Origin of the sequence: Thioalkalivibrio sp. XN8 (assembly GCF_011058255.1) — a bacterium.
Lineage (GTDB): Bacteria > Pseudomonadota > Gammaproteobacteria > Steroidobacterales > XN24 > XN24.
Genome location: NZ_JAALFH010000053.1, coordinates 1 through 2462, shown reverse-complemented (window position 1 = coordinate 2462; position 2462 = coordinate 1). Strand labels below are relative to the sequence as shown.

Below are 2462 nucleotides of genomic sequence, written 5' to 3'. Positions count from 1 at the left end.
TAACTCTCACGCTGAGCCGCGCTTGACGGCGACCGACTGGAGCGACAGCGAAAGGAGCAAGCGGTCAAGCGTCGGTCTCCAGCCCATTGTTAGCGGTGTGGGCGTTAATCATCAGTTCTGGATCGCCAATATCCCGGCTTCCGCCGTGAATGGGCGATAGCGACAACGAATAGCGTGTCTTCGAATACCGAATAGATGATCGAGTGAGGGAAACGTCTTAGAACGAAATGACGCAACTCGGCGTCAATCGACGCACCGCTTTCCGGATGCTCAAGCAATAGATCGACAGCCCGTTCAATTTCTGTTGCGAATCGGCCGCCCAGGCCGGGCATCTCAGATTCGTAATAGGCCGCTTCCTCAGTGAACTCCCGCTCCGCTTCGGGATGGAATTCGTACCGCATTAGCCAAGGCGGGCACGCAAGCGTTCAAAAACCAAATGACCGGGCACGCCCTGGACTCGTCCTTCCGCAAGCTCCCGGTACCGCTTTTGCGCCTCGTTGAGCCATGCCTTTTCAACTTCAGCATCGAGGGGGGCATCCAACTCCGCCATCAGCGCCCTAAGCAACTCTTCCTTATCAGAGTTGCTAAGCTTCTGAATTTCCGCGTAGATCTCTGTTACCGCCCGTGCCATGGTCGAGTCTCCGTTTCAGGATTGCCTCAGTCTATCGCGACCCTGTGTGAACCGCTAACGCTCACGCTGAGCCGCGCTTGACGGCGACCGACTGGAGCGACAGCGAAAGGAGGGAGCGGTCAAGCGTCGGTCTCCAGCGTGTTGTTAGAGGGCCCGCCAGGTCCGTGGCTTTTCAGAATCTCTGCCCTTAGAGATGCATGGTTATTCTCTACCCATGCTTTTGACCTCTCGACCAGGTCCCAAGCGGCGCGGTCAGAATCGGAGTGAAGATTGACAATGATTGATGTGTTCTCCGGTGACGGCACGCCCGCCTCCGTTCGGAACTCCTCCGAAAGAATGTGCCGGAGATATCCCTCGATCTTGTCGAGCAAGCGTGTGAGTGAACCCTGATCAGCTGCCAAAGGTGAGGCAACAATAATGAACAGGTCCGCGCCTCCACCCTTCTTGTAGGTGGCGACGTCAATCACAGCAAGGGAAGGAATTGGATGGTCGGGATCGTCACGCGGATCGTGTGGCGGATCGTGTTGGATGATGGGAGCGGCCAAACGTCGGTCTCCATGCGTTTGTTAGAGCGCATTTCGATGGTACTGCGGAACCCCCACCAATACGGCCTTGTTGGCCTGCCCTGGGTAGAATGCGTGAAGTGAAGCGACAAACTGATCTATCGCACTTGGCTCTATCCGTATGAGCAGTTCCGCGTTTTCGTAGCGTTGAGTCGAACGAAACGCGTCAGGCGCAACAATTGTGACTTTAACAGCGGTATGGAGCAGTCCGTCAAGACAGAAGAATTCGAGATCACAGAACCCGGACATGGCGCCGCCGAAGTTATATCTCACGGTATCGGTTCTGGATCGTGGAAATCCGACCAATGACGCAGCTAAACCACTTATTTGCTCAGCATTACCCCAGGCACTCGTCTCAGCATGAAAGGCTTCGCTGGTTGCTACTACGCTAATTCGCACCAGCCCGTCGCCGTCATGGTTCAAGGAACTTGCGATTACAAGAGAGGGCTCCATGCGCTCTAACGACCAAGCTCAGCCGCGAGCCGGGCTGGCGCGCGGGTTGCATCAGCAGGCCGCGTGCCAGGGCAGCTCGTCGGCTGCAGCGCTGAGTTAGGTTGTCCTCTTCTTGAACTTAGCGGATCCATGTTCAGTATGGTCTGTGAGTGGATGCTCAACGTCGCGAATAATTTCGCCTGTGTGCGCATCCGACACTTGCTCTTTGTATTTGTTGTTTTCACGGTCAATTATTCTAACTTTGTTAACAAGCTGGCCAGAGTGACTGTATTCCTGGCCTCGCACGATTTCTTTTCTATTCTTGCCCCGTTTTCTCGGCCCAAGTCGTGAGAGGCCTTTCGCAGCTGCATGACCGCTTTCGCACCTAGTCTCAACGCCAGTTGGCTGAGCGGTCGCGTCGTTTCTTCTTTTGTCGGATGTCACCGTCGGCAACCTAACGCTCGCGGTCAGCGGCGGTCCTCGTCAGCGGGCGAACCGGCGGAGCCGGCGTCCGCGGGAATGCGTTGTTAGATTGCTTCATGATTCTGAGAACAGCGCCAACGCAAACAAGCCAACAACGATCCATAGGACAACCTTAGATACTGTAGCCCAGCTGCCTTCATGCCATCGCAGTCTTAGGCGTGCGCCGCATTGAGGACAGGAGTCTGCTGACTTGCTAACGTGATGTCCGCAATCTCCACATTCTGTTAGTTGAGCCATTAGTCTCCAACTCTTTGCAACCTAACGTTCAGGTTCAGCCGCGCCCGTTTGCGGGCGTCGGCTGCAAGCTCGAGTTAGAGCGGACCAGCTATGCGGCATGCGGCGTGACCTCTTTA

Annotated in this window: 3 protein-coding genes; all 3 read right to left on the bottom strand. The window is 55.6% G+C overall.

Going from position 1 to position 2462, the window contains the following annotated elements:
- Window positions 1–104: 104 nt before the first annotated feature.
- Window positions 105–401 carry a type II toxin-antitoxin system RelE/ParE family toxin gene (locus G6N75_RS06950; RefSeq protein WP_165347638.1) on the bottom strand — a complete coding sequence of 99 codons (297 nt, stop codon included), beginning with the start codon at window positions 399–401 and terminating at the stop codon, window positions 105–107.
- Window positions 401–631, bottom strand: a complete 231-nt coding sequence (locus tag G6N75_RS06945) for an addiction module protein (protein ID WP_165347637.1) — start codon at window positions 629–631, stop codon at window positions 401–403. The genes G6N75_RS06950 and G6N75_RS06945 overlap by 1 nt, the downstream gene beginning before the upstream one ends.
- A 119-nt stretch (window positions 632–750) precedes the next feature.
- A complete protein-coding gene (locus tag G6N75_RS06940; protein WP_165347636.1) occupies window positions 751–1176 on the bottom strand; it encodes a hypothetical protein in 426 nt (141 codons plus the stop codon).
- Between the last annotated feature and the right edge of the window lie 1286 nt (window positions 1177–2462).

Bases quoted from the DNA above. Each gene is read 5' to 3' on its own strand.
- G6N75_RS06950 (WP_165347638.1), bottom strand. From the start codon at position 401: ATGCGGTACGAATTCCATCCCGAAGCGGAGCGGGAGTTCACTGAGGAA.
- G6N75_RS06945 (WP_165347637.1), bottom strand. From the start codon at position 631: ATGGCACGGGCGGTAACAGAGATCTACGCGGAAATTCAGAAGCTTAGC.